The sequence below is a fragment of the Pseudomonas sp. SWRI81 genome, assembly GCF_014268545.1.
In the GTDB taxonomy this organism is placed as follows: domain Bacteria; phylum Pseudomonadota; class Gammaproteobacteria; order Pseudomonadales; family Pseudomonadaceae; genus Aquipseudomonas; species Aquipseudomonas hamedanensis.
Genome location: NZ_JABWQS010000007.1, coordinates 141,005 through 162,099, shown reverse-complemented (window position 1 = coordinate 162,099; position 21,095 = coordinate 141,005). Strand labels below are relative to the sequence as shown.

Here is a 21,095-nt window from a genome sequence, read left to right as displayed (position 1 = left end):
AGTCGCCAGTAGAGTTGAATGACACACCGCTATCGCGAGCAGGCTCACTCCTACAAGGGGAGCGGTGTGTCGCGTGTGATCGTGCAATTTGCCGGACTTTCGCGCGCCGTCGTGCAGTTTGAAACAGGCGCGGTGCCAGTACCGTTTCGCCAACCGCCCGGTTACCGGCCGTTTTCTGCGGATCAGCCATTGGCCTGATCTCTGCACTTTTCCTTGCTGAACCCACGAACCGATGCAAGGGGACCGCATGACCCCGACACTCAGTAACAAAATCGTCGTCGCGCACTCGCTGCGTGCCGACGCGCCGCAACATGAAGTCCAGACCAACAAGGCCCTGGCCCGCTGGCTGGCGCAGATTCTCGGCTGCACATTCGGCGGCAGCTACGATCCCGAAAAGCATCAGGGGCGCGATGTGTATTGGCTGCCGACACAGACCATCGTCGGTGCGGCCAATGCGCAAGCGCTGGGGATCAAAGGTCCCGACGACCTATGGGGCGGTTACGTCGAATACGATTTCATCTGCACCAAAGCCATCAGCCACGGTTTACGCAGCCATCTGGCCCGGGCGCCGCAGGGCTGGTCGCCGCTGTTCTCCGAGCGCGTGCGCAACGTGGTGCTCGACGGCCTCAGCGTATTTGCGCTGGAGGATGCGCGGCCGGCCGCCGAGCATTTGCTGTACGCCGGGCCGATCCGCTTGAAGCCGATTCACGCCTGTGCCGGCCGCGGCCAGGCAGTAATCAAAAGCCTCGACGCGTTCGATGAAATCCTCGCGCGGCCCGAGGCGCAAAAGATCTTCAGCGAAGGCGTGGTGCTGGAGCAGGACTTGAGCCAGGTGGTCACCCACAGCGTCGGCCAGTCGTTCATTGGCGGCAGGGTGCTGAGCTACTGCGGTGACCAGTACCTGACCGAAGACGGTCAGGGCGAAGAGGTCTACGGCGGCTCGAACCTGCTGGTGGTGCAGGGCGGTTTTGACGCGTTGCTGGCGCTGGATCTGCCCGACGATGTGCGTCTGGCGATCGAACAGGCCCAGGTGTTCGACAACGCCGCCGATGAAGCCTACCCACGATTCTTCGCCTCGCGGCGCAATTACGACATCGCCCAAGGCCTGGATGCCAACGGCAACGCGCGCAGCGGGGTGCTTGAACAATCGTGGCGCATGGGCGGGGCCAGCAGCGCGGAAATTGCCGCGCTGCAAGCTTTCGTCAACGATCCAGGGATACGCGCTATCCGCGTGTCCTCCGTGGAAACCTACATCGATCAGACGCTGCCGGCGGACGCCATCGAGGTCTATCGCGGCCCGGCCGAAAACAGCGCCTTTCTTCTCAAATACGTAACGGTCAAACCCTATGACGGCTAGAAGCGAAAGCATTCAAATCGACATTGATGATGAACAGATGAGCGGGACGTTTCTCAGTCCCAAATCGAAGGTGCCGGGGGTGTTGTTTGTCCACGGTTGGGGCGGCAGTCAGGAGCGCGACCTGGAGCGTGCCAAAGGTATCGCCGGTCTGGGCTGCGTGTGTCTGACGTTCGACCTGCGCGGGCATACCGGCGGCACCGGCATCCCGCTGAGCCGCGTCACCCGTGAGGACAACCTGCGTGACCTGCTGGCGGCCTACGACCGCCTGCTGGCGCATCCGGCGCTCGACACCTCGGCGATTGCCGTGGTGGGCACCAGTTACGGTGGCTATCTGGCCTCGATTCTCACGTCCTTGCGCCCGGTGCGCTGGCTGGCGCTGCGAGTGCCGGCGCTGTATCGCGACGAACAATGGCACACGCCCAAGCGTGATCTGGACAAGGCGGATTTACGTGACTATCGCGGCACACTGGTGCCCGCCGACAGCAACCGTGCGCTGCACGCTTGTTCGCAGTTCACCGGGGATGTGTTGTTGGTGGAATCGGAAACCGACGATTTCGTGCCGCACGCGACGATCATGAGTTACCGCGCCGCGTGTCAGCAGACGCACTCGCTGACGCACCGGATTATCGACGGCGCCGACCATGCGTTGAGCGATCCGGTGTCGCAGCAGGCCTATACCTCGATTCTGGTGGACTGGATTACCGAAATGGTGGTGGGTGAGCGGTTGAGCATTATTCAATCCAGATGATGGGTTGTTTCCTCGGGCCTCTTCGCGAGCAGGCTCGCTCCCACAGGTTGAGCATTTCAAACTCGCTGATTTCGGGGCTTTTGAGGACGCTATCGCGAGCAGGCTCACTCCTACATTTGGAATGCGTTCCCCTTGTAGGAGTGAGCCTGCTCGCGATAGCTATTTCCCATCCAACAACAATCTCAGGAAGGTTTCTTCTCGATCCGCAGCGCCTTCGCCTTCGCCTCCACCACCAGATACATCACCACGGTAATCAACAACGGCAGCAGAAAGTAAATCGCCCGGTACGCCAGCAGTCCCGCCACCAGACTGCCCCGTGATGCCTCATGCTGCAGCAGCGCCACAAACACCGCTTCGAGTACGCCCAGCCCCGCCGGAATATGGGTGATGACCCCGGCAATCGCGCTGATCAGCAGCACGCCAAGCACCAGCGGATAATCCAGCTTGCTCGGCAACAGCGTGAAGATTACCGCCGCCATCAACGACCAGTTCAACGCGCCCAGCAACAGTTGCAGCACCGCCATGCGCAGCGACGGCAGGTTGATTTCCACGCCACGAATCGTCCATTCGCGACGCTTGGAAAACTGACACGCCGCCAGGTAACCGGCGCTGATCAACAGCAACAGCACGCCCACCCACTGCAACGCATCGCTGCTCAGTTTCCAGCCCGGCGGCATGCGCACCAGACCACTGCTGAACACCACGCCGGCGATGGTCATGTAGCCGAACCAATTGGTCGCCAGACTCAGGCCAAGGATCTTGGCGATGTTGCCTTTGCTCACGCCCAGCCGCGAATACAGGCGATAGCGCATGGCGATCCCGCCCACCCAGGCACTCAGGTTCAGGTTGAACGCATAGCTGATCACCCCCACCGGCAGGATCTGTTTCCAGGTCAAATCCTGACGAATGTAGGTGCGCCCGATCAGGTCGAAACTGGCGTACACCAGAAAACTCAACAGCGTCACGCTCGCGGCGATGAGCAGCGTGCGCACCTTGAAATCGGCGAGGGTCTGCAGCACTTCGGCCCATTCGATGCGCGTGGCGAACATCGTCAGCAGAACGATCAGGGCGAGGAAGAACAGCAAGGTCAACGGGCGCTTCCAGCGGCTCCATTTCGAGTGGCTGGCTGGCGCCGAATCAGCGGTGGACTGTGCTTGGGTTCGGCTCATTTAAACTCTCCTCGAAAAGGCTTGAGCCGCGGTTTATGCGCCGGCAGCCAGCCGGCGATTGCCGGGAAATGCCGTAGAAAGTGGAACACCAGGAAACCCACGGTCATGTGCCAGATTCGTCCACGGGGCAGGCGCTTGGGATCCATGGCTTTGCAGTGGTTGCGGCTGAGGTCTTCGAGGCGTTCGAACAAGTGCTGATTGAACGCGCGGTCGCGGATCAGCACGTTGGCTTCCAGGTTCAGCGACAGGCTCAATGGGTCGAGATTGCTCGAACCGACGGTGCTCCAGTCGTCATCCACCAAGGCAACTTTGCCGTGCAGGGGGCGCTCGCAATATTCATGAATCTGCACGCCCGCCTTGAGCAGGTAATCGTAAGTCATGCGCGCCGCCAGTTTGGCCACCAGCATGTCCGGCTGACCTTGCAGAATCAGCCGCACCTCAACACCCCGGCGCGCCGCGTTACGGATCTCGCGCAACAGGCGATAACCAGGGAAGAAATAGGCGTTGGCGATGATCACGCGGCGCTTGGCTTGGCGCAGCACCTGTAAATAGACATCCTCGATATCGGTGTTGTGCTGGTCGTTGTCGCGGAACACCAGGCGTACCTGACCATCGTGTTCGTTGAACGCCATTTCTGCGCGACGCTGACGCCGACGCTGCCACCAGAACCGCGCGCGCCCCGGACGGCCGCTTTGCAGCAGGGCAAAATGATGGATATCAGCGACTACCGGGCCCTGAATCTCCACGGAATAATCCTGCTTGGCTTCCGGGCCGAAATCGGCCAGGTGATCGCCGGAAAAATTGATCCCGCCAATGAACGCGATCAGGCCGTCGACCACCACGATTTTGCGATGCAAACGGCGGAACCAGTTGGTGCGGATCCCCAGGTGTTTTGGCGCCGGATCGAAGATTTGCAGGTGCACGCCGGCGTCGCTCAGCGCCGTGAGGTATCCGGGGCTCAATTCGCCACAGCCGAAACCGTCGAGGCTGACCGTGGTGCGCACACCACGCTGGGCCGCTTCGATGAGGATCTGTTGCAGCTCGGCACCGACCTTGTCTTCGAAAACGATGAACGTCTCCAGGAGAATTTCGCTCTTGGCCGCGCGCATCGCTGCGAACACCCTGGGGAAATATTCCTCGCCGTTCTCCAGCAATTGCACGCGGTTGTTGCCCTGCCATTGGTATTCGACATCAACGTGACCGGGCTCGCGAACCGGCGGGTTGAGCGGGACGGAGTCCACGGTGGATTTCTCCAGTGGCGCACTGTTCATAGTTCAATCTCCACCGATAACGGGACGTGGTCGGACAGGTGCGACCAAGGGCGGTTGGTCAGGACTTTTGGCCGGCTGGCCTTGAGGTTGCGCACGTAGATGCGATCGAGCCTGAGCGCCGGCAATCGCGCCGGAAAGCTGCGCGCCGGTTTGCCATTGTGCTCGGCGAACACTTCACGCAGGCCGCAGGGCGTGAGCTGCGCATCGGCGCGCTGGCGCCAGTCGTTGAAGTCGCCGGCGACGATGACCGGCGCGTCGGCGGGCAACTCGCCGAGACGTTGCATCAGCAACGCCAGCTGCGCGTTGCGATGGCTTTCACGCAGGCCCAGGTGCACGCAGATCGCGTGGACTTCGGCGCCGTCACCGGGCAGGCGCAGCACGCAATGCAGCAGGCCACGGTTTTCGTGGCCGCTGATCGACACGTCGAGGTTGTCGTGGCGGATGATCTGGAATTTCGACAGCAGGGCATTGCCATGATCGCCCGCCGGGTACACCGCGTTGCGCCCGTAGGCGAACTGCGGCCAGAGGCTGTCGGCGAGAAACTCGTACTGCGGCATCGTCGGCCAGTTGTTGTAGCGCTTGGGGTGCTGCTCATGGGTGCCATGGACTTCCTGCAGAAACACCACGTCGGCGGCGACGCTGCGCACCGCTTCGCGCAGCTCAGGCAAGATGAAACGCCGATTGAGGGCGGTGAAGCCCTTGTGGGTGTTGACCGTCAGCACGGTGAAGCTGCGCACCGATGGCGCGACCACGGCCCCTTCATCGGTGAAACCGACCGGTTCGGGAATGCTCATGACAGCACTCCTTCGGCCGCGACTTGCCCCGGCGTGGTGGCAAGGTCTTTATCGAGATCGAAACGATGCAACAGGTTACGCGCGTCATAGGGCGCGCGGACCTTGATGTCGTTGTCGAAGTAGCAGAACACCTCGCGGGATTTGCGTGCGCGCGGTTTCAAACGTGGCGCAATCAAGTGTGCATCGGCGGGCTGCCGGCCGTGATGCCAGGCATCGATACGCTCGGCCCAGCGCTTGAGCGCGTCCTCGGAATAACCGCTGGCATAGAGTTCTTCGGCACCGTGCAGGCGCAGATAGACAAAGTCACTGGTGAGGTCTTCGCGGTAGGGCCATTTGCCGGCGGTGTCGGCAACGACCAGGGCGGTATTGTGACGTTTGAGCAGGCGGACGAAATCCGGGTCGATGAAGCTTTCATGACGAATTTCCACGGCATGACGCAGGGGTTGCTTGCACCACGCCTTGACGCTTGCACGGCCGGGCAGGTGCGAATCGTGCTGGCGAGCGAGGGCGGCGGCCGCCTCGGTATCGTGGGGCAATTGCGCGAGAAACTGGTCGAAGCGCTCGGCGTCGAACTTGAAGCTTGGCGGAAACTGCCAAAGGATCGGGCCGAGTTTTTCCTTGAGTTCCAGCACGCCTGAGGCAAAGAAATTGGCCAACGGTTTTTCGATTTCACGCAGGCGCCGCACATGGGTGATGAAGCGTGGGGCCTTGACGCTGAAAACGAAGTCGGCGGGTGTTTCGGCATACCACTGAGCATAGCGTTCGGGCCGTTGCAGGGCATAGAACGATCCATTGATTTCGATGCTGTTGACGGCCCGCGAGGCGAATTGCAATTCGCGTTTCTGAGCCAGTCCTTTCGGGTAGAAGTCCCCGCGCCACGGGGTGTAGCGCCAGCCTGAAATACCGATGTGAATCGTCGCCATCCCGTCCTCCTGTGGTCAGTCCTCGTGTTGCCGGTGTTTTCTGCTGACTGCGCGAGGTTCGCGAAAGTTTCGATGGCGTTACGGACGGTCGCGATTGAGCATTGCCCCTCCAGCCATTGTGGGAGCGAGCCTGCTCGCGAAAGCGCTGGGTCAGTCGAGGGGTTCTCTACTGACAGTGCGCGCTCGCGAGAGCGCACTGTCAGTAGAGAACCCCTCGACTGACCCAGCGCTTTCGCGAGCAGGCTCGCTCCCACAGGATATGTCCCACACGGGGCATGTGTGGTGGCAATGGCTGAACTTGCCGCGCAATTACCGATCAGTTCCTTACACGGTTCAGTCACGGGAGACCGCAGTTTTGCTCAAGTTCAGGATCGCCATTGTGCTGGGAGCGCTGTTGTTTCTCGGCGCCAACGAACTGGAAGCCGCGGCGTTGCCGGGTGTTCCCGCCAGCGCCGAGAAACCCGCCGAACCCGAGCCGCTGGTGCAGGGCGGTCTGCTCGGCGCGATCAGTTCGAGCATTGACGATGTGCAGGACAAGCTTGATTTGAACGAACATCTGGTCGACGCCTGGCGCCTGCGCGCCGACCGTGCGGCGGACGAGGTCGACAAGCTGGTCAATCAGCCATCGAACCGCTCGGGCTGGAGCATCGCCGTCGACTTCCTCACACTGTCGGGCGCATGGCTGGGCAGTTTTGCCCTGCTGACGGTGCTTGGCGGGCTGCTGGCCAGGCGATTGCGCGAACGTCGCTGGCTGCGCACGCGCCAGCGCAGCCAGGATCTGCTGGGTTACGTGCTGCCGTATACCGTGCCCGCGCTGATCAGCCTGCCGCTGACCCTGTACGTCAGCCATTTTCTGCAAGCTTCGGTGGGGCGAGCGCTGGCGCTGTGTCTGGCGTATGCGACCAGCAGCGGGATTTTTTCCACCTCGATGTTGTTGTGCGTGGTGGTGATGTTTAACGTCGGCCACAAGCGCACGGCCGCGCGGATCATCCGTGAGTACTGCCCGCGGCCGCTGTTCCTGATCGGCTTTCTCGCCGCCCTCAGCGATGCGTTGACCAGCCCGCAGATCGCCCGGCAACTGGGCGGCAATATCACCAGTAGCATCGCCGTGTTCACCGGGCTGATTGCTTCGGTCATTTTCGGCTTGCTGGTGATTCGCCTGCGCCGTCCGGTGGCGCACCTGATCCGCAATCGTTCACTGAGCCAGCGGCTGAAACAGCCATCCTTACAGGAGTCGCTGCGGATTTTTTCCGGGCTGTGGTATTGGCCGATCGTGCTGATGGTGCTGGTGTCGGCGGTCAATCTGATCGGCATCGGCGAGGACAACCAGAAAACCCTGCGTTGCGCGCTGTTCACCACGGTCTTGCTGATCGCCACGGTGTTTCTCAGCACCGTGCTGCAGCACCTGTTCAAGTCGCGCAAGGCCGAAACGATCCAGCGCAGCAGTGCCTACAAGGAGCGTTTTCTCAGCTTGCTGCATGCGTTGTTGCGGATTGTCATCGCGATTGTCTTCATCGATATTCTCGGGCGGATCTGGGGCGTGTCGTTGCTCGACTTTGCCCAGAGCAGCACGGTCGGCCGGGCGATCAGCAATGCCTTGAGCAGCATCGGCCTGATCTTTCTGGTGACATGGCTGCTCTGGGTGGTCCTCGACACAGCGATTCAGGAGGCGCTGAAACCGCCGCTCAACAAACGCGCCGCGCGCCAGCCGAGCACGCGGGTGAAAACCATCCTGCCGCTGCTGCGCAACGCGATCAAAATCATTTTGGTGGTGATCTGCGCGATCACCACCATGGCCAACCTGGGGATCAACGTGGCGCCGCTGCTGGCCGGTGCCGGGGTGGTCGGTCTGGCGATCGGTTTCGGTTCGCAGCAATTGGTTCAGGACGTCATCACCGGGCTGTTCATTATCATCGAAGACACCCTGTCGATCGGCGACTGGGTGGTGCTCGACTCCGGGCATGCCGGCACCGTCGAAGGCCTGACCATCCGCACCCTGCGTCTGCGCGACGGTAAAGGCTTCGTACACTCGGTGCCGTTCGGCCAGATCAAGGCTGTGACCAACCAATCGCGGCAGTTTGCCTTTGCGTTCTTCTCGGTGCAGTTCACCTACGACACGGACGTGGACAAGGCCATCGAGCTGATCCGCGAGACCGGCGACTCGATTCGCGAAGACCCCTTCCTCAAGTACAACCTGCAAGGGCCGCTGGACGTGTTCGGTGTGGACAAGATGGATTTGAACGGCGTAGTCCTGACGGCGCAGTTCCGTACGGTGTCCGGTGGGCAGTATGCGGTGAGTCGGGCGTTCAATCAGCGCTTGAAGAAGCTTGTGGATAACACTCCGAGCGTGCATTTTGCGCAGACTTATCCACAGCAGGTTTTTTTGCCGAAGCGCCAGCAAGTAGATGATGTGGCGCCTGAGCATTCGACGGTGGTAGTGCCGCAGGAATCGCGGACCTGATCTGAGCGATGCGTTGGATGTTCCGGCCTCATCGCGAGCAGGCTCACTCCTACAGGGGAACGCATTCCAAAATGTAGGAGTGAGCCTGCTCGCGATAGCGGCAGAACAGACACCCTCAATTCCGGATCAGTTTCTTGCTTATCTGCTCCATGGTCACTTGATCCAGCTCCACCCAAATTTGCTGCTTGCCAGCAACCATCGCCGCCGCCGGAACACCATCGCGATACACCAGCCGATTGCTCGCCAGCGCCGGCACTTTCACGCCCGGCAACAACGTCCCGGCCAGATTCAGCGGATCAACCCCACACACCGCCACCAGAGCACCGTCATGCGGGCGCCGACGCACTTCGCGCAATAACGGGATCGCCTCAGGCAACGCAAATTGCTCACCCGCCAAACCGCTGACAAACCGCCCGCCACGAATTTCGCCCCGCGCCTCCAGCCGATGAAACGTGCGCAACAATTCGCGCCAGCTCGGCAGCCAATCCGCTTCCCGCTCCAGCAAGCGCCAGAACACCACGCCGTAGCGGCGCAGCAGGGTCATGGCGACGTGTTCAAGTGTCGCGGTCGCATCAACCGTCGAAGCTCGACGCAGCAGCGCCCATCGTCCGGCATCGTCCATCCCGCCAATAAATGCACCGCGTCCGCGCCGGCTGCTGCGCTGTTGACGCTTGCTCGCCGGGGTAATCAACGCGCGCAGGCCGGCGAAGCTGTCGGCGTTCACCAGCCCGGCGCCGACCAGTTCCTGCAAGGCGATTTCCAGTTCGGCGCGCAGCAGGTGCGCCTCATGAACCAGCTCATCGAAAAACAGTGCGCCGTGCTGACTCAATGCCTCAAAGACCTTTTGCGCTTTCGGCGACAGTTCGCTGACCGGTGTCTGCTCGGCCAACGCACGCCACGTGCCGACCTGACTGCGCGGCAACAACACAATCGGCGTACTGCGCAACGCCGTGCCGCTGCCGGTCTGCCGTGCGCTGATACGCGTCCATACCAGTTTGCCGTTGCGGCACAGCTCATCCAGCCAGCTCGGCGAGTAGTCCTTGAGGCGTGCCGGGAGGATGTCGCTGTCCCACGCCGAAGCCGCCGCCGGATAGCCTTCGAACTGCCCGACAATCGCCGGCAACACCGCGCTGCCCTGGCCTTGCGTGGCCGGCGTCAGATGCTGCCAGTCGAACAGAAAACGCATGAAATCCTGTAGCGCCACCGGTTCGATTTCCCGGCGCAGACGTTTGACCGTGTAGCGATGGATACGCGCGAGCAGATGGCGCTCGCACCACTCCTCAACCGCACGCTTGGGCGTGAATTGGCCGCGCAAGACATAACCTTCGCGCTCCAGTCGGGCGAGGGCCTGATTGACTTGCGCGGCTGGAAGGGCAAGCGGCTCGGCGATGGCGGGCAAGGGGATCGGCCCGAAGGCGCCGAGGCGGGCGCGGATCACTTCGACCAGAGCATCATCGAATGTCCACGCTTCGTCGAAACCGGGCAGCGCCACCGCTGCGCTCGCCAACGTCGCCTGTGGATAAAGTGCTTGCAGGCAACTCAACCGTTCGCGAGCCAGCCATAGCTGATGGTCAGGGTCTATCTGCAGCAAGCAGGCGCGCCCGCTGGTCATCAACGTCTGTAACCACTCCAGCCAACCCGCATTGGCCTCCGCTTCCGCACCGCTGACGCAGGCGAGGCTCATCAGTGCTTCGTGCATTTCGTCCACGGAGTTGGGCGACGGCCAGGCTTCTTCGCGCACCGCGCGGATAGCGTCGGCGTCCAGCGCGCCGAGGTCATCGGTCGATTGCGGATCGCTCCAGCGCCGATTGATCACGGCCTGGGTTCGGCGTTCCTCAAGCGGCGCATCATCCAGAAAGGTGTACGGCCGGGCGCTGAGAATTTCCGCCGCCAGTGGCGAGGGCGCCGGCAGGTCGCGACTGATCAGGCGCACCTCGCCATGCTCCATGCGCCGAAGCAGGGTCAGCCAGCCTTCGCAGTCCATCGCTTCGTGCAGACAATCGTCGAGGGTCTGTTCGATCAAGGGATGCTCGGGTATTTCCCGTTCGCCAGCGAGGTTTTCCAGGCAGGCAATCTGATCGGGAAACACGCTGGCGATCAGGTCTTCGCTTTTCATTCTTTGCAATTGCGGCGCGACTTTGCGCCCGCCGGTAAAACGCGGCAGCGCCAGCGCCACCCCGGCATTCCAGCGCCAGCGCACGCCGAACAGCGGCGCATCGAGTACCGCTTGAATCAGGAGATGTTCGGCGCTGTTGCTGTGCAGGTAACGCCAGACCTCATCAAGCTCGAAACTGTGACTGGTCGACAGCGACAGCACGATCGCGTCTTCGCTGGCAGCGGCCTGCAATTCGAAATTGAACGTGCGGCAGAAACGCTTGCGCAACGCCAGGCCCCAGGCGCGGTTGATGCGGCTGCCGAATGGCGTGTGGATGATCAGTTGGGTGCCGCCGGATTCGTCGAAAAACCGTTCCATCAGCAACGTGTCCTGCGAAGGCAGGGCGCCGAGGGCCTGGCGGGCGCGGGCCAGATATTCGACCAGTTGCTCGGCGCTGGCGAGGTTGAGGCCCAGGGTGGTGGTCAGCCAGTCGAGGGCCGGTTGCAGATTGCCGGGACTGGCACTGAACAACCCGTCCAGTTGCGCTTGCAGGCGCGCCACGGCGGCCGACAGCTCATCACTGCGCCCCGGCGCTTCGCCGAGCCAGAACGGAATCGTCGGCGGCATGCCCTGCGCGTCCTCGACCCGCACCTTACCGCTCTCCACCCGCAGGATGCGGTAGGAGGTATTGCCGAGCTGGAACACATCGCCGGCGATACTTTCCACGGCGAAGTCTTCGTTGACGCTGCCAATGTTCAAGCCCTGTGGTTCGAGCAGCACGCTGTAGTCGGCATTGTCGGGAATCGTCCCGCCACTGGTCACGGCGGTCAGTTGCGCGCCACGCCGGCCGCGCAGGGTGCGGCTGACAGCGTCGCGGTGCAGGTAAGCGCTGCGGATGCCCTGGCGGCCGTTGTAGCCCTCGGCGAGCATGCTCAGCAACGCCTGATAATGTTTTTCGTCGAGGTCGCGGTAAGGCGAGGCTTTGCGCAACATCGCCAGCAGGGCGTCTTCCGACCACTCCTGGCAACTGACCTCGGCAATGATCTGTTGCGCCAGCACGTCCAGCGGCGCCTCGGGGATGTGCAGGGTATCGAGCTCGCCACGGCGCACGCAGTCGAGCAGGGCGGCGCATTCGATCAGGTCGTCGCGGGTGGTGGCGAACAACCGGCCCTTGGGCGTGCCGCCGACCTGGTGTCCGGAACGGCCGACCCGTTGCAGGAACGCGGCAATCGAGCGTGGCGAACTGATCTGGCAGACCAGATCGACTTCGCCGATATCGATCCCCAGTTCCAGCGACGCGGTGGCGATCAGCACCTGCAACTCACCGCGCTTGAGGCGCTGTTCGGCGTCGAGGCGAAACTCCTTGGCCAGGCTGCCATGGTGCGCCGCCACGGCCTGCTTGCCGAGCCGTTCGCTCAGATGGCGACTGAGGCGCTCGGCCAGGCGCCGGGTGTTGACGAAAATCAGCGTGGTGCGATGCTCGCGCGCCAGTTCGGCGAGGCGGTCATACACCAACGCCCAGACATCGTTGGCCATGACTGCCGATAACGGCACGGGTGGCACTTCGATGCCGAGGTCCCGTGGACGGGCGTGGCCGATGTCGATGATTTCGCAGGGGCGATCCTGCCCGACCAGAAACTGCGCCACGGCGGCCAACGGCTTCTGCGTTGCCGACAGGCCGATGCGCGTCAGTGGCTCGTTGCACAACGCTTGCAGCCGTTCCAGGCTCAAGGCCAAGTGACTGCCGCGTTTGCCCCCGGCCATGGCGTGGATTTCATCGATGATCACCGTGCGCGTGGTGCCGAGCATCTTGCGCCCGGATTCTGAGCCGAGCAGCACGTACAGCGACTCCGGTGTGGTCACCAGAATGTGCGGCGCGGCCTTGCGCATCGCCACGCGCTCTTTCTGCGGCGTATCGCCCGTGCGCACGGCGGTGCTGATGGTCAACTCCGGCAGGCCCATTTCGCGCAACTGCGCGGTGATGCCGGCGAGCGGATTTTGCAGGTTGATCTGGATGTCGTTGGACAGCGCTTTCAGCGGCGAGACGTAGACCACCAGAGTCTCAGCGGGCAGGCCGTCAGGGTGTTCCAGGCCTCGGTGGACGAGGTCATCGATCACGGCGAGGAACGCGGTCAGGGTTTTGCCTGAGCCGGTGGGCGCGGCGATCAGCGTCGAACGGCGCTGGCGGATCAACGGCCACGCGCGGGCCTGGGCGGCGGTGACCGCCGGGAAGGTATTGCTGAACCAGGCACTGACGGCAGGGTGGAAGCCTGCCAGAGCGCTGTTGGCGGGGAGGGGCAGATTCATGGCTAAAGTTATGCGGGCGGGGGCAGCAAGATGCAAGTACCGTTCGGACCCCTTCGCGAGCAGGCTCGCTCCCACCTTGGAATGCGGTCCCCTGTGGGAGCGAGCCTGCTCGCGAAGGGGGCGGTCGGGACGCTGCAAAATCCGCGGATGTACACTTTACGGATGACGGTTGCGCACTAAACCCGCAAAATGCAACGATTCCGGCAATTATCGACGACGGTTCCCCGTGTTCCGTCGCTAAAGCCATCGTTCCAATCAGACTGGGCCTGCTGACTCTATGCGAATGCGCCTTATGTTACTGGGCGGCGGAAATGCCCTTGGGCAGGCGCTGATTCGCCTCGGTGCGGAGGAAGACATCGGTTTCCTCGCCCCCCGCCCGCCCGAAAACGGCTGGGATGCCGCGAGCCTGACCCAATTGCTCGACGACACGCGTCCCGATGCGTTGATCAACCTCGCCTACTATTTCGACTGGTTCCAGGCCGAAACCGTCAGTGAAAGCCGCATGGCCGGACAGGAGCGTGCGGTCGAGCGTCTGGCCGAATTGTGCCAACACCACAACATCATTCTCGTGCAGCCATCCAGTTATCGGGTGTTCGACGGCTCGCGCGCCACCGCTTACAGCGAAAAAGACGAGCCCGTGCCGCTGGGTCTGCGCGGCCAGGCGTTGTGGCGGATCGAGCAAAGTGTGCGCGCGACCTGCCCGCAACATGTCCTGCTGCGTTTCGGCTGGCTGCTCGATGACAGCCCGGATGGCACCCTCGGGCGTTTTCTCGCCCGAGCCGAAAAGCCGGAAGAGTTGTTGATGGCCGACGACCGTCGCGGCAATCCGACCCCGGTCGACGACGCCGCGCGGGTGATCATTTCCGTGCTCAAGCAACTCGATTGCGCCGCGCCGCTGTGGGGCACCTATCACTACGCCGGCCACGAAGCGACCACGCCACTGGCGCTGGGCCAGGCGATTCTCACCGAAGCACGCAGCCTGCACGCGCTGGCCATCGAAGCACCGACCGCGCAGGCGCACGCCGCCCGTCCGGACGCTGCCGAAGAGCCGCAACACGCCGTGCTGGCCTGCAAGAAGATTCTGCACACGTTCGGGATCAAGCCGCGCGCCTGGCGCGCCGCGCTCCCGGCCTTACTGGACAGGTTTTATCGTCATGGCTGAAGGGACTGTTTTAATCACCGGCGGAGCCGGTTTCATCGGCTCGCACCTGACCGACGCGTTGCTCGCCAAGGGCTATGCGGTGCGCGTGCTGGACGATCTGTCGACCGGCAAGCGCAGCAACCTGCCGCTGGACCATCCGAAGGTTGAACTGCGGGTCGGCGATGTCGCCGATGCCGCGCTGGTCGCGCAGGCGATGCAAGGTTGCGTTGCTGTCGCTCATCTGGCGGCCGTGGCTTCGGTGCAGGCTTCGGTGGACGATCCGGTGAGAACGCACCAGAGCAACTTCATCGGCACGCTGAATGTCTGCGAAGCCATGCGCCTGGCCGGGGTCAAACGTGTGGTCTATGCCTCCAGCGCGGCGGTGTACGGCAACAACGGCGAGGGCGAGTCGATTGACGAAGACACACCGAAAGCACCGCTGACGCCCTATGCTTCGGACAAACTGGCCGGTGAGCATTACTTCGATTTCTATCGCCGCCAGCATGTTCTGGAACCGGCGATTTTCCGTTTCTTCAACATCTTCGGCCCACGCCAGGATCCGTCCTCGCCGTACTCGGGCGTGATCAGCATTTTCAGCGAGCGCGCACAGAAAGGTCTGCCGATCACTGTGTTTGGCGATGGCGAGCAGACCCGCGATTTCCTCTATGTCGGGGATCTGGTCGATTTGCTGGTGCAGGCGATTGAAAAGCCTGAAGTACAGGAAGGCGCGGTGAATGTCGGCTGGAATCAGGCGATGAGTCTGAAGCAGATGCTGGGAGCGCTGGAATCGGTGGTTGGCGAGTTGCCCCCCGTGAGTTACGGGCCGGCGCGCTCGGGCGATATTCGCCATTCGCGGGCTGACAACCGACGGTTGCTGGAGCGCTTTGAAATGCCGCCGCAGACGCCGATGAGTGTGGGGTTGGCGCGGTTGTTGGGCCGAGCCTGAAAAAGGCGCTCGCGCCAAAGAGCACAAATGAAAAAGGCGCCCTTCAACAGGCGCCTTTTTCACGGCCGGAATATCGCTATCCCTGTGGCGAGGGGATTTATCCCCGATCGACTGCAAAGCAGTCGTCGTCAGTTCTGTGCCTGCCCGCCACCAAGCCTCATTCACCACCACGTGAACGTTCGGTAAATCGACTTAGAACTTATAGCCCAAACCAACCATGTAGATGAACGGATCGACATCCACATTGACCCGCGCACGGGTGCCCGGGGCAACGGCATTGTTTTCGACGGTCGCGCGGGTATCGATGTCGATGTAGCGCACCTGGGCGTTGAGCATGATGTTGTCGGTGAGCATGTAGTCGGCGCCGACCTGCCACGCCAGGCCCCAGGAGTTTTTCGCCTTGAAGTTACTGAAGCCGTTGGCGCTCGCTTCGCTGCCGACGTGCTCGTCGTAGATCCAGGTGTAGTTGATGCCGCCGCCGACATACGGCTGGAAGGCCGACTTCGAATCCAGCGGGTAGTAAACGACACTAAGGGTTGGCGGCAGGTGTTTCAGGGTGCCGAGCTTGCCGTTGGCCGCTGGCAGGGCAGTGCCCTTGAGCTTGACGTCATGCTCGAACGGCGTGGCCGCGAGCAGTTCGATGCCGACATGGCTGGTCAGCATGTAGGCGAAGTTAAGACCCAGCTGGGTGTCGCTGCTCATCGTCGCCTTGCCGCCCAGATCGGCGCCGCGCAACGGACCCTGATCGACCTTGACGCTGGAGCTGTCGGCCTTCGGGTTGACGGTGATCGCACCGGCGCGAATGAGAATGTCACCGGCCTCGTGGGCGTGGGCGAGCGGGGCCGCGAGCGCGAGGGCAAGCAGCGAGGCGCTGAGCAAGGACTTGTTCATGGGGGCTCCGAAGGACTTGAAAAGATTCGATGTCCTAGGGTACGAAGCCGTCTGATACGGTGTTTTGACTCAGCTCAATGAAACAGTGAAGCAGATGACTTTTGCGCGATCTTCAAGGACCCCATCGCGAGCAGGCTCACTTCCTACAGGGGAATGCATCCCAAATGTGGGAGCGGGCTTGCTCGCGAAGGCTATGGCTCAATCAACACAAAACTGCCAGGTTCACTCCGGCAGCTCATACGCATAAATCTTGTCCGCCTCCATCTGATACCCGGCATCGGCCAGCTCACTGCTCGACGCTTTCACCTGCAATGGCCCTTCAACCCAGTACGGCTGATACAGCTCATCGAGCTTCACACCGAGTTCACTTTTCACATGCACGATCTGGTTCGACGGCGGGGGCGGCACATGGATGCAGGCGCCGAAATACGGCACCAGCAAAAAGTCCGTGGTGCGCCCCTCTTCGCTGACTTCCAGCGGCACGATGTAGCCGGGCAGGCGAATATTCTGGCCGTCGAGGCTCTGCACCACCGGCGCGTTCGGCATGTCCTGTTTCGCTGCCGGCGCGGCTTCGGCAGACAGCGCGTCGCCCATTTTCGACAAGTCGTGCAGCGGCGTCATGTTGGGCACTTCCGGCGCAGCGTCCGGCGGGATCATCTCCGACCAGGTCAGGTCTTTCGGTGCCGCTGCCCACACGGGCAGGGCGACCAGCATCAGCAGCGCAAGCAGGGCGCGGGGCATGGTGAACATCCTCATAAACGGATCGACAGGCCATCGGCCAGGGATTGGCGATACGCGCGCCAGGCCGGCACGCTGCCCATCAGCAGCGCGGCTGCCAGAATGCCACCGAGCAGCGTCCATTCATACTCGCTTGGCCACGCCAGCGGCAGATACAAACCGTAATTGGCCTGCACATAGCCCTGCGCAGCGGCGATGCCGATGTACAGCAGCGCCAGCCCGGCAATCACACCGGTCAGCGCCAGTGCAAACGCTTCCAGCACCAGCAGACTTGCAATGTGCCACGGTCGCGCGCCCACCGACCGCAGAATCGCCATCTCGCGGCGACGCTCGTTGAGGCTGGTGAGAATCGCTGTGAGCATGCCGATCAATCCGGTCAGCACGACGAACAGCGAGACCACAAACAAGGCTTTCTCCGCCGTGCTCATCAGGCTCCACAGTTCTTGCAGGGCCACGCCCGGCAGAATCGCCAGCATCGGCTCGCCGCGGTATTCATTGATCTCGCGCTGCAGCGCAAACGTGGAAATCTTGCTGTTGAGGCCGAGCATGAACGCGGTGATCGCCTGCGGCGTCAGGTCCATGTTGCGCGCCTGATCGGCACTGATCCGGCCGTTGCCGCGCGCCGGCACGCCGTTGTGCCAGTCGACATGAATCGCCTCCATGCCACCGAGACTGATGTGCAGCGTGCGGTCTACCGGCGTACCGGTACGCTGGAGAATGCCGACCACGGTGAACGGTTTGTCGTCGTGCTTGACCAGACTGATCGCCGCCACACCGTGGGCCAGCACCAGTTGGTCGCCGAGTTTGTAGTGCAGCGCTTCGGCGACTTCGGCACCCAGCACCACTTCGAACGGATCGGTGGCAAACGCCCGCCCGTCGGCCAAGGCCAGATGTTGCTGGCGGCCGTACTGGTAATGCTCGAAATAGGCTTGCGTGGTGCCCATCACGCGGTAGCCGCGATGGGAGTCGCCGAGGGACATCGGAATGGCCCATTTCACTTTCGGGTTGCTGGCGAAATGTTCGAAGCTGTCCCAGCGGATGTTGTTGGTGGCGTTGCCGATGCGGAACACCGAATACAACAGCAGATTCACCGAGCCGGAACGGGCGCCGACGATCAGGTCGGTGCCGCTGATGGTGCTGGCGAAACTGGCTTTGGCTTCGGTGCGCACGCGCTCGACGGCAAGCAAAAGGCACACCGACAGGGCGATGGCGAAAGCAGTGAGCAACGCGGTAAAGCGGCGGTTGGCCAGGCTGGCCATGGCCAGACGAAACAGATACATCTCAGACCTCGGCGGACGTGGCGGCGCGATTGAGTTCGGCCAGGGACAGGTGACGGTCGAACAGCGGCGCCAGACTCTGGTCGTGGCTGACGAACAGCAGACTCGATCCGGCCTCGCGGCATTCGGCAAACAGCAGCCGGAGGAAATTCTCCCGGGCATCGTAATCCAGCGCCGAGGTAGGCTCGTCGGCGATCACCAGTTCCGGCTGGCCGATCAACGCGCGCGCTGCCGCCACCCGTTGCTGCTGGCCGATGGACAACGAATCGGCACGACGGCCGAGCAGGCTTTGATCTTTCAGGCCGAGGTGGGCGAGCAGGGTCGCGGCGGCCTGATCGATGCTGCCGTGGCGCTGTTTCGCCCGTTGCGCACGCAGCCTGGAAAAATGACACGGCAGCTCAACGTTTTCGCGCACCGAGAGAAACGGCAGCAGGTTGAATTGCTGAAAAATGTAGCCGGTGTGATCAACACGAAAGGTGTCGCGCTTGCCGGCAGAGAGTTCGGTCAGTTCCTGGCCGAGCAGACGAATGCTGCCGCGACCGGGTTTCTGCACCCCGCCAAGCAGGCCGAGCAGGGTAGTCTTGCCACTGCCGCTGGGGCCTTTGAGAAACAGGGTTTCGCCGGCTTCCAGGCGAAACGCCGGGATGTCCAGCAACGGCGGATGACCGGGCCAGTTGAAGCCCAGGTCGGACAGTTCGATGAGTGCTTGGGTCATTTGAAACCGATCGGGTAGTTGCGTGGCCCTTGTGTAGGAGTGAGCCTGCTCGCGATGGCGGTGGATCAGTCAGCATAGTTGCTGAATGTGCTGGCCTCATCGCGAGCAGGCTCACTCCTACAGGGGATCTCTACAATATTCAGAATTTAAGGGCAGCAGCCCTCGCCGTCACTTCCGTGCCTTGCTGGCCGCTGGCGCTGATCAGTTGTACCTGAATTTTCTGCGTCGCCGGGAAGGTCTTGAACAGGTTCGCCAGATCCAGGGTTTTCAACGCGCCCGGGGTGGCGCAACTGAACTGATAGTGCGCATGGATTTCGCTGTGGTCGTCATGATGCTCATGCCCGTCTTTGTCCGCTTCGTCTTCGTCGTGATCGTCGGCCTCCGGCTTGTCGCCGAACAGCGGGCTTTCCAGTTCCTGGCCGACCACTTTGCAACCGGCCGCGGCCGGCAGGCTGAACAAGGCCAGCGGTTTCTCAAGCTGCGCGCGGGCAGCAGCAACTTTTGCCTTGTCCGCGTCGGATGTGGCGGCGTGTTCAAAACCCACCAGGTTCATCGCCGGGCTTTCCAGTTCCAGCTCCAGGGTCTGACCGTCGAGCGCGGCATTCAGGCGACCCACGCCATGTTCATGGGCGCCAAGGCTACCGTGCTCATGGTCGTGATCATGATCGTGCTCATCAGCCGCATGGGCGATGGCCAGCGGCAACAGGGCAAACGGCAAAGCAAGCAGCAGACGACGCATGGCGAACTCCGAAAATGAAAAGTTTGTTATGTAATCTTATAACGAAAGTGCGCAGAGTGTGCCCGTGCGCTTGGCGTTGCACAAGTCCCGTGGGACCATGCAGGTCAGAAAAGTGCAGGAGCGAACTCGATGTTGCGGATACGCGGAACGGTCGGCGAGGTGCCGGTGGATTTGACGGTAGACCTCGATGACAGCGATTGGGCCAGGCTCGGTTCGGCGCTCAGCGGGCAGGCGCCGATTGCGCAGTCTGGAGCGGTCGCGCCAGTTCCGGCGGCGAAGCCGCAGAATCAGGACGATGCGTTGTGGCAGGTGGCGAAAGACTTGTTGCGCAAGGCTGGGCAACTCACTGGGCCGGATCTGCTCGATCAGTTGGAAGCGCTGACGGGCAGCGCGGCGGCGGGCAAGCGTTTGCTGGTGCGTTTGCGCCACAGCGCTGATGTGAAAGTAGTGAGCGGCGGGGATACGCCGCTCTACAGCTGGATCGAGTGAGCGCTTAGTACAACGCCGCGAACATTTTGCGGCGGTAAGCGGTTACCAGCGGGTGATCATTGCCCAGCAGTTCGAACACCTGCAGCAAGGTCTTGTGCGGCAAGCCTTCGCCATAGCTGCGATTGCGGATGAACAGTTTAAGCAGGGCGTCCAGCGCTGCTTCGTATTGCTGGCGCGCCAGTTGCTGGATCGCCAGTTGATACACCGCTTCATCGTCCTGCGGATTCTGCGCCAGGCGGCTTTTCAGATCGGCGGCGTCCGGCAGGTCGCGGGCCAGACCGAGGAACTGGATCTGCGCCTTGGCCCCGGCCAGCGCAGCTTTGTGTTCGTCGCTCTTGACCGCGTCGAGCACGGTTTGCGCTTCGCCCAGCTCACCGCGCTCGGTCAGGCAGCGCGCGTAGAGGATCAGCGCCTTGGCGTTGCTGTTGTCTTCATTGAGCATGGCGACCAGCGCGGCTTCGGCGTCGGCGAAACGACCCTCGTCAAACAATGCCTGCGCCTGTTCGAACGGATCGGCGGCGGCCGGTGGCGGCATCTGCACATGCGGCTCAAGCAAGGCGCGCACGGCAGATTCCGGCTGCGCACCGGCAAAGCCGTCGACCGGTTGACCGTCCTTGAACAGCACCACGGTCGGCAGGCTGCGGATGCCGAAGCGGGCCACGATGTCCTGCTCGATGTCGCAATTGACCTTGGCCAGCAGCAGCTCGCCCTGATAGCTCTCGGCAATGCCTTGCAGCATCGGCATCAGCGCCTTGCACGGCGCACACCATTCGGCCCAGAAATCCACCAGCACCGGTTTGTTGAAGGAGGCTTCGATCACCGACTGGTCGAAATCGGCAGTCGTGGCGTCGAAGATGTACGGCGTTTGCTCACTCATGGGGGATCTCGTCAAAGCGTGGATGGGGCAACTATACGGGTTGGTGGGGGGTGGCCGGAAGGCAGAGATGTGTTGTCTGGCAGGACGCCTTCGCGAGCAAGCCCGCTCCCACATTTGGAATGCGTTCCCCTGTGGGAGCGGGCTTGCTCGCGAAGCT

17 protein-coding genes are annotated in these 21,095 nt (G+C 62.3%); 6 read left to right on the top strand and 11 right to left on the bottom strand.

The genetic code is table 11. From position 1 onward, the window contains the following. The first annotated feature begins 247 nt into the window (after window positions 1-247). Window positions 248-1,357, top strand: a complete 1,110-nt coding sequence (locus tag HU765_RS07230) for a DUF3182 family protein (RefSeq protein WP_186619543.1) — start codon at window positions 248-250, stop codon at window positions 1,355-1,357. Beyond that, on the top strand, window positions 1,347-2,105 hold the full coding sequence (locus HU765_RS07225) for an alpha/beta fold hydrolase (protein ID WP_186532304.1): 759 nt from the start codon (window positions 1,347-1,349) through the stop codon (window positions 2,103-2,105). The genes HU765_RS07230 and HU765_RS07225 overlap by 11 nt, the downstream gene beginning before the upstream one ends. 182 nt (window positions 2,106-2,287) lie before the next feature. Here HU765_RS07225 and HU765_RS07220 read toward each other — a convergent pair whose 3' ends face one another. From HU765_RS07220 to HU765_RS07205, 4 genes are read right to left on the bottom strand one after another with little or no spacing between them, the layout of a single operon-like run. Further along, on the bottom strand, window positions 2,288-3,274 hold the full coding sequence (locus tag HU765_RS07220; protein WP_186619542.1) for a lysylphosphatidylglycerol synthase domain-containing protein: 987 nt from the start codon (window positions 3,272-3,274) through the stop codon (window positions 2,288-2,290). Beyond that, on the bottom strand, window positions 3,271-4,545 hold the full coding sequence (gene clsB / locus HU765_RS07215; RefSeq protein WP_186546731.1) for a cardiolipin synthase ClsB: 1,275 nt from the start codon (window positions 4,543-4,545) through the stop codon (window positions 3,271-3,273). Before clsB ends, HU765_RS07220 begins: the two co-directional genes overlap by 4 nt. Next, window positions 4,542-5,339 carry an endonuclease/exonuclease/phosphatase family protein gene (locus HU765_RS07210; RefSeq protein WP_186546732.1) on the bottom strand — a complete coding sequence of 266 codons (798 nt, stop codon included), beginning with the start codon at window positions 5,337-5,339 and terminating at the stop codon, window positions 4,542-4,544. Before HU765_RS07210 ends, clsB begins: the two co-directional genes overlap by 4 nt. Next, window positions 5,336-6,262 carry a DUF72 domain-containing protein gene (locus HU765_RS07205; protein WP_186619541.1) on the bottom strand — a complete coding sequence of 309 codons (927 nt, stop codon included), beginning with the start codon at window positions 6,260-6,262 and terminating at the stop codon, window positions 5,336-5,338. Before HU765_RS07205 ends, HU765_RS07210 begins: the two co-directional genes overlap by 4 nt. A 355-nt stretch (window positions 6,263-6,617) precedes the next feature. Between HU765_RS07205 and HU765_RS07200 the strand changes: the two genes are divergently transcribed. Then, window positions 6,618-8,723, top strand: a complete 2,106-nt coding sequence (locus HU765_RS07200; protein WP_186619540.1) for a mechanosensitive ion channel family protein — start codon at window positions 6,618-6,620, stop codon at window positions 8,721-8,723. A 115-nt stretch (window positions 8,724-8,838) separates the two neighbouring features. Here HU765_RS07200 and HU765_RS07195 read toward each other — a convergent pair whose 3' ends face one another. Next, window positions 8,839-13,125 (bottom strand): DEAD/DEAH box helicase, encoded by a 4,287-nt coding sequence (locus tag HU765_RS07195; RefSeq protein WP_186619539.1) that lies wholly within the window; start codon window positions 13,123-13,125, stop codon window positions 8,839-8,841. A 277-nt stretch (window positions 13,126-13,402) separates the two neighbouring features. Between HU765_RS07195 and HU765_RS07190 the strand changes: the two genes are divergently transcribed. Together HU765_RS07190 and HU765_RS07185 are read left to right on the top strand one after the other, a co-directional pair. After that, the gene (locus tag HU765_RS07190; protein ID WP_186546736.1) at window positions 13,403-14,287 is read left to right on the top strand and encodes a sugar nucleotide-binding protein; all 885 of its coding nucleotides are present in this window, start codon (window positions 13,403-13,405) and stop codon (window positions 14,285-14,287) included. Then, window positions 14,280-15,212, top strand: coding sequence for an NAD-dependent epimerase/dehydratase family protein (locus tag HU765_RS07185; RefSeq protein ID WP_186619538.1), 933 nt, complete (start codon window positions 14,280-14,282; stop codon window positions 15,210-15,212). Before HU765_RS07190 ends, HU765_RS07185 begins: the two co-directional genes overlap by 8 nt. 192 nt (window positions 15,213-15,404) lie before the next feature. Here HU765_RS07185 and HU765_RS07180 read toward each other — a convergent pair whose 3' ends face one another. The 5 genes from HU765_RS07180 to HU765_RS07160 all read right to left on the bottom strand — a co-directional run bounded on the left by HU765_RS07180 (window position 15,405) and on the right by HU765_RS07160 (window position 19,572). Further along, window positions 15,405-16,103 (bottom strand): OmpW family outer membrane protein, encoded by a 699-nt coding sequence (locus tag HU765_RS07180; RefSeq protein WP_186546738.1) that lies wholly within the window; start codon window positions 16,101-16,103, stop codon window positions 15,405-15,407. 222 nt (window positions 16,104-16,325) lie between these two features. Beyond that, entirely contained in the window at window positions 16,326-16,844 is a 519-nt protein-coding gene (locus HU765_RS07175) for a DUF3299 domain-containing protein (protein ID WP_186546739.1), read from the bottom strand. 11 nt (window positions 16,845-16,855) lie between these two features. Continuing rightward, window positions 16,856-18,121 (bottom strand): ABC transporter permease, encoded by a 1,266-nt coding sequence (locus HU765_RS07170; protein ID WP_186546740.1) that lies wholly within the window; start codon window positions 18,119-18,121, stop codon window positions 16,856-16,858. Between the two features lies 1 nt (window position 18,122). Next, window positions 18,123-18,833, bottom strand: a complete 711-nt coding sequence (locus tag HU765_RS07165) for an ABC transporter ATP-binding protein (RefSeq protein ID WP_186546741.1) — start codon at window positions 18,831-18,833, stop codon at window positions 18,123-18,125. Window positions 18,834-18,972: 139 nt separating this feature from the next. Then, window positions 18,973-19,572, bottom strand: a complete 600-nt coding sequence (locus tag HU765_RS07160; RefSeq protein ID WP_186619537.1) for a DUF2796 domain-containing protein — start codon at window positions 19,570-19,572, stop codon at window positions 18,973-18,975. A gap of 129 nt (window positions 19,573-19,701) precedes the next feature. On the opposite strand from HU765_RS07160, the gene HU765_RS07155 reads away from it, so the two are divergent. After that, complete coding sequence (locus HU765_RS07155; RefSeq protein ID WP_186619536.1) at window positions 19,702-20,061, top strand: hypothetical protein; 360 nt, start codon at window positions 19,702-19,704, stop codon at window positions 20,059-20,061. A gap of 4 nt (window positions 20,062-20,065) precedes the next feature. On the opposite strand, the gene trxA is transcribed toward HU765_RS07155, so the two are convergent. Then, entirely contained in the window at window positions 20,066-20,938 is an 873-nt protein-coding gene (trxA, locus tag HU765_RS07150; RefSeq protein WP_186619535.1) for a thioredoxin, read from the bottom strand. Window positions 20,939-21,095: the final 157 nt, after the last annotated feature.

Bases quoted from the DNA above. Each gene is read 5' to 3' on its own strand.
- HU765_RS07230 (WP_186619543.1), top strand. From the start codon at position 248: ATGACCCCGACACTCAGTAACAAAATCGTCGTCGCGCACTCGCTGCGT.
- HU765_RS07225 (WP_186532304.1), top strand. From the start codon at position 1,347: ATGACGGCTAGAAGCGAAAGCATTCAAATCGACATTGATGATGAACAG.
- HU765_RS07220 (WP_186619542.1), bottom strand. From the start codon at position 3,274: ATGAGCCGAACCCAAGCACAGTCCACCGCTGATTCGGCGCCAGCCAGC.
- clsB (WP_186546731.1), bottom strand. From the start codon at position 4,545: ATGAACAGTGCGCCACTGGAGAAATCCACCGTGGACTCCGTCCCGCTC.
- HU765_RS07210 (WP_186546732.1), bottom strand. From the start codon at position 5,339: ATGAGCATTCCCGAACCGGTCGGTTTCACCGATGAAGGGGCCGTGGTC.
- HU765_RS07205 (WP_186619541.1), bottom strand. From the start codon at position 6,262: ATGGCGACGATTCACATCGGTATTTCAGGCTGGCGCTACACCCCGTGG.
- HU765_RS07195 (WP_186619539.1), bottom strand. From the start codon at position 13,125: ATGAATCTGCCCCTCCCCGCCAACAGCGCTCTGGCAGGCTTCCACCCT.
- HU765_RS07190 (WP_186546736.1), top strand. From the start codon at position 13,403: ATGCGAATGCGCCTTATGTTACTGGGCGGCGGAAATGCCCTTGGGCAG.
- HU765_RS07185 (WP_186619538.1), top strand. From the start codon at position 14,280: ATGGCTGAAGGGACTGTTTTAATCACCGGCGGAGCCGGTTTCATCGGC.
- HU765_RS07180 (WP_186546738.1), bottom strand. From the start codon at position 16,103: ATGAACAAGTCCTTGCTCAGCGCCTCGCTGCTTGCCCTCGCGCTCGCG.
- HU765_RS07175 (WP_186546739.1), bottom strand. From the start codon at position 16,844: ATGCCCCGCGCCCTGCTTGCGCTGCTGATGCTGGTCGCCCTGCCCGTG.
- HU765_RS07170 (WP_186546740.1), bottom strand. From the start codon at position 18,121: ATGTATCTGTTTCGTCTGGCCATGGCCAGCCTGGCCAACCGCCGCTTT.
- HU765_RS07165 (WP_186546741.1), bottom strand. From the start codon at position 18,833: ATGACCCAAGCACTCATCGAACTGTCCGACCTGGGCTTCAACTGGCCC.
- HU765_RS07160 (WP_186619537.1), bottom strand. From the start codon at position 19,572: ATGCGTCGTCTGCTGCTTGCTTTGCCGTTTGCCCTGTTGCCGCTGGCC.
- HU765_RS07155 (WP_186619536.1), top strand. From the start codon at position 19,702: ATGTTGCGGATACGCGGAACGGTCGGCGAGGTGCCGGTGGATTTGACG.
- trxA (WP_186619535.1), bottom strand. From the start codon at position 20,938: ATGAGTGAGCAAACGCCGTACATCTTCGACGCCACGACTGCCGATTTC.